At 52.0% G+C, this 4,622-nt stretch carries 6 protein-coding genes and 1 pseudogene; 2 read left to right on the top strand and 5 right to left on the bottom strand.

The annotated features are described in order from the left end of the window. The 5 genes from AC222A_RS18780 to AC222A_RS18760 all read right to left on the bottom strand — a co-directional run. Positions 1 to 175, bottom strand: a 175-nt coding sequence (locus tag AC222A_RS18780; RefSeq protein WP_486775439.1) for a sulfatase-like hydrolase/transferase, incomplete at its 3' end; no start/stop codon positions are given. A gap of 62 nt (positions 176 to 237) precedes the next feature. Next, a complete protein-coding gene (locus AC222A_RS18775; protein WP_372749638.1) occupies positions 238 to 627 on the bottom strand; it encodes a hypothetical protein in 390 nt (129 codons plus the stop codon). 16 nt (positions 628 to 643) lie between these two features. Continuing rightward, the gene (locus AC222A_RS18770) at positions 644 to 1,501 is read right to left on the bottom strand and encodes a type 1 glutamine amidotransferase domain-containing protein (RefSeq protein ID WP_372749639.1); all 858 of its coding nucleotides are present in this window, start codon (positions 1,499 to 1,501) and stop codon (positions 644 to 646) included. A gap of 22 nt (positions 1,502 to 1,523) precedes the next feature. Then, positions 1,524 to 2,288: an SDR family oxidoreductase gene (locus AC222A_RS18765; RefSeq protein ID WP_372749640.1), complete on the bottom strand. Its 765-nt coding sequence runs from the start codon at positions 2,286 to 2,288 to the stop codon at positions 1,524 to 1,526. 30 nt (positions 2,289 to 2,318) lie between these two features. Beyond that, complete coding sequence (locus AC222A_RS18760) at positions 2,319 to 3,356, bottom strand: glutathione S-transferase N-terminal domain-containing protein (protein ID WP_486775438.1); 1,038 nt, start codon at positions 3,354 to 3,356, stop codon at positions 2,319 to 2,321. 215 nt (positions 3,357 to 3,571) lie between these two features. Here AC222A_RS18760 and AC222A_RS18755 point away from each other — a divergent pair, with 215 nt between their 5' ends. Beyond that, positions 3,572 to 4,162 carry a TetR/AcrR family transcriptional regulator gene (locus AC222A_RS18755; protein WP_372749642.1) on the top strand — a complete coding sequence of 197 codons (591 nt, stop codon included), beginning with the start codon at positions 3,572 to 3,574 and terminating at the stop codon, positions 4,160 to 4,162. Between the two features lie 187 nt (positions 4,163 to 4,349). Continuing rightward, positions 4,350 to 4,622: pseudogene (locus tag AC222A_RS18750) on the top strand (TonB-dependent receptor); the annotation flags it as partial.

Below are 4,622 nucleotides of genomic sequence, written 5' to 3'. Positions count from 1 at the left end.
ACCGTATTCCCTCGGTCGCAAGACTATCAATGGTAGGGGTTGCAATTTCGCCGCCAAAAGAGCCCAAGTCGGTATAGCCCAAATCATCGGCGAGAATTAAGACAATGTTGGGGCGTTTTTGATCGCGTGCGCTATCGGCATTGACGCTGATTTCAGCATGGACAATTCCCACCATGCCCAGGAAAGCAAACAAGAGCCTCATTGGCAGTACAATAGCCCGGTTTCGCATTGAAACTATCACGATCCACTTTCCGCGTTAGCGCACAGAATACGCGCCCCCAAGAGCAGAATAATGCTGAAGACAATCTCTGGACCAATGGCATTAGGCAACAGCGCCGCCCCATGGAGCAGCCACGCCAGAACCCTACCCAAAGCCGTCAGGCTTAGCAACAAGACTGCAGCGTAGTACCAGTGAGGCCTTGCCGTACTGAGCCCCAGTAAAGTGAACACACCGATGCAGAGAAAAAAGGCCGAGAGGTCGCCTACCTGCGTACTCAGCCCCGCGCCATCCAACAGCGGCATACCCAGTTCACCGGCGATGCCTGCCGGCGCTAGCAGCCAGCGTAGCCCCATGCTGAGCATCAGCACACCTATCAGGGCGACGGGAACTTTCAACAACCATTGCATGGCTTATACCTCGTTATTATTGAGTTTTACGCTGCGCGAGAATATTTACCGCCTTTTGCGCAGTTTCTAGTCCGGAATTCTGGTTCTGGCCGGTGACAAAGCGTTGTTCATCATCTACCGACACCCAAGTGGCAAACAGATCGCGAAAAGCCGTGGCACTTTCAAAGATCGCACCGGCTTTGCGTAGTTCGGTTTCCGGATGCATCGGGGTCACTTCGATACCCAGCTCCTTGACCTGCTTGTCGGTGACGCCGGTCGCCCGTCGTCCCTCGATCAAGAGTTTGCCATTCTTATCTTTGGCATTGATCAAACCCAAAGCGCCATGACAGACCGACGCAATCACCGGCGCTTTTGGCGCATAGTACGCAGCGCTGACTAGGGACGCCAACTCTTCGGAGTTACCCATGTCGTAGGCTGCTCCCCATCCCCCGGCGAGAAAAACAACATCGTACTGGCTGACATCCACATCGCTCACAGGGATCGAGTTGTTGGCTTTCGCCCGAAAAATACTATCCTCCAAAAAGCGCTTATCATGCTCGGTGCTTATCGGGTAAGAAAGTGTCTGAGGGTCAATCGGTATAGCACCACCCTGAATACTGGCGATGTCGACCTCTATCCCCGCTTCCTGAAAAACGTAGTACGGGTGGGTCATTTCAGAGGCAGCGACACCGGTGGCAGGTCCATCATCTGAGCCTGGCTCTGCCAGCACACCGTGACTGGTGGTAATGATCAGGGCTTTTCCTCCAGGGAACTCGGCGGCTTCACCGGTGTATTCCGGGTGCAATCCCGCAAATCTCAGGAGCGATGGCAGCGCGATCGCGACCAGTGCGATAATAGTGAAAATGGCAGCAACAGCTACTTTAATCTTGTTCATCGTCGAATTTGTCCTTTCTTCATTAGATGGTCAGACCGCCATCAACGACAATGCACTCGCCGTTGGTATAGCTGGCGGCATCGGATACCAGGTACAAAACAGTTCCTGCCATCTCATCCGGATCTGCATGCCGCTTCATGGGGATGCGGGATATCGCTTCTTGGTAAATTTCATCGCTGCTAAATAGCGCTCCAGCAAATTTCGTCTTGGTAAATCCGGGCAGCAAAGCATTTACTCTGATTCCGAAGCTGGCACATTCCTTGGCAAAGGCTTTCGTCATATTGACGACTGCTGCTTTGGTAATGGAATAAATTCCCTGGAAGTCACCCGGCTGAAGGGCGTTTACGGATGCTGTATTGACTATCACCCCGCCACCATTTTCTCGCATTAGTCTGCCAGCGTGGATAGACATAAAGAAATAGCCGCGGATGTTTACCTCTACGGTTTTGTTGTACGCGGGCAGGTCGGTATCGAGAATATTTCCGAAATAAGGGTTCGCAGCAGCGTTATTGACCAGAATATCCAGTCGACCGTGCTTCGACTTCACATGATTAAAGACGCGCTCGATATCCTCCATGCTGCCGACATGGCAGGCGAAAGCTTCTGCGCTGCCCCCTGTTTCATTAATCGCATCTGCAACCAAGTGGCAGTCATCTATTTTGCGGCTCGACACAATGACATGCGCGCCCTGCTCTGCCAGCAGTTTAGCAATTGATTCGCCGATACCACGACTGGCACCTGTAACCAGTGCAATTTTATTTTGTAGGTCGAAAAGCTTTGTAGCCACGTTATAAAATCCTTAAGTAGTAGTCAGCACTCAGAGCAGTAATGTTTCACAGCCAGTTCCCTGGATAAATTGGTTGACTCTTTCACGGTCTGAAACAGACAGCGCATCGTAAGCTTCGCGTATCCATTGCAAGCATTTCGCCTGATAAGGGAATGATTGTTGAATCCAGCGTGCGCCATCGATTTCGGTTTCCCATTCTTTTTCACCAGCTGCGACGGCGGCAGAATTGGCTAGCAAGGCTGGCGCATACACTCTGCCGCACTCTACGAGAAGTCCGCGCAAGGAATCTGGTTGTTCTTCCAGCGCTTTCCAATCGTCGCCCGTCACATCAAGTCCCGATAGGTCACCGAGCATGTACACCAAACCCACTGTGCGGGGAGATAATTCATGAGCAATACGTCGCGGGGTGGGATCAAATCCTACAAGCTGGGTGAGCTGCCCATACAGGGCGAAGTCGCTAGCCGCTGGCCGGTTGCCAAGCAGGAACGGTTGCTCAGTCAAATGGGCTTGCATTGCCTTTAGTAGACGGTGGTAACTGGCCTCAATGATCGGGGCTGTCACGTTGTTCGAGCCCACATAGCTTAATCGGGATATCTGTCGCTCGGTAAAGAACGTTTTAAACTTTGCAGCATCGCTATCGCCGATGTGGGAGCCGGAGCTCAAAGGCAGCAGTGTTCCAGCGTTGTCGGCGTCATCCTCTGGATACCAGCGATAATGGAACATATATTTGGTTGCCCACTCATCTGCGAAGTCTTCAAGCAGGTAGTCAATGAACGCAAGCGCGGGATCAGTTGGTAGTACGGAACGTCCCGAGTATCTGGATTCTAGCTCCCGAATGATAGGAGTTGAATCACAGCGGGCTGTTAAACTATCGCCCCCGTCATCAAACAAAAAGGTGGGCATAAAAACCATCTTTGGAGCGGCAATCCCCATCTGCTCGAGTACTACTTGAGGCATGCCCCACGTAACGCTATAGGGAATTTGACGATAGCGCAGGAGACCCAGCATTTTCTGGGTATAGGGCGACCCAGGCGCACCGATAAGTTGCAGTCGATCAGATGTGTCCATATAGCGCGGCCCGGCCGTTAGCGGAATAACTATGTGCTGTTGACTTTATTATTATGGCATTGTTAATGTCAATATATGATTGCAAAGTTTTAACGGCATGAGTCGTTCTGTCTACCGGCAACAATAGACAGAGAATATGCCACTATATACAATTGGCCGCAAAATCATTCATGGCATGAATGACCACTTTTGCGCCACGCTCAGGAATCCGTTATATGTCCAAAACCACTGCCCAGAAACCCGCCGATGGCCGCCGCCAGCGGACAGAGCGCAGTCGTGCAGCTATTGTTTCCGCAGCCGTGGACCTGGTTAACGAAGGTGTGCTGATTCCAACTGCGCAGCAAATTGCAGAACGCGCGGGTGTTGGATTACGCACTTTCTTTCGGCACTTCGAAGATATGAGCTCACTCTTCGTCGCCGTCGATGAGAGTATTCGCGACGAATATATTGCGCTTACGCTGGGCGGGGATCGAAAAGGGACGCTGGACGAGCGCATCGAACACGCTGTCGACCGGCACGCGGAAGTGTATGAGCAGAATACCAATATTGCCCTGTGCACTGCAGCCCAGCGCTGGAAATATGAGTTTCTGCGGAAAAACTACGCCAAAATGCAGCGCGGTCTGCGCAAGGATCTTGACGACTGGCTACCAGAGCTCACTCAACTCGATAAAGCCTATCGCGAAGCGGTCGATGCCATCGCTTCCTTCGAAATGTGGTATCGACTGCGCGAGCATCAGGGTCTCAGCAAGGCTGCCAGTCGAGAGCTAATCAGCACGCTAATCAAAGATATCCTGGCCCGGCGCTGAGGCCAGGTATCGGCCCCATATCCCAAGCCCCTTTCTCCACTGGTTAACTATCCAGTAGTCACAAATACGGATAAAAATTCGGCTACGTTATTCTTGACATCTGCTCGTCGTCGATACATATTGGCACTATAACTGCCATTATATTTGCCGCTGATCACTCGCGGCAAAGAACTACGGGAAGCCAATAATGAACAGAACATATCGATCTTCGTTGAAACGCTCACTCTGCATGTTCGCGCCTCTAGCGGCGGTCGGCATTATGCCCGGCGGGGTCAGCGCTGAACGAATGATTGAAGAAGTTATTGTCACCGCACAGAAACGCGAACAAGGCCTTATCGACGTGCCTGCTTCGGTATCGGTTGTTGGCGGCGAAATGGCCAGCGAAGCCGCACTGGTTGATGCGCAGGATATGGTGCAGTACACCCCCAATGTGAAATTCAACTCAAACAACTCGAACCCA

This window comes from Litorivivens sp., assembly GCF_057445395.1.
The sequence above is the reverse complement of the archived record's forward strand: the minus strand, read 5'-3'. Positions and strand labels throughout refer to the sequence as shown.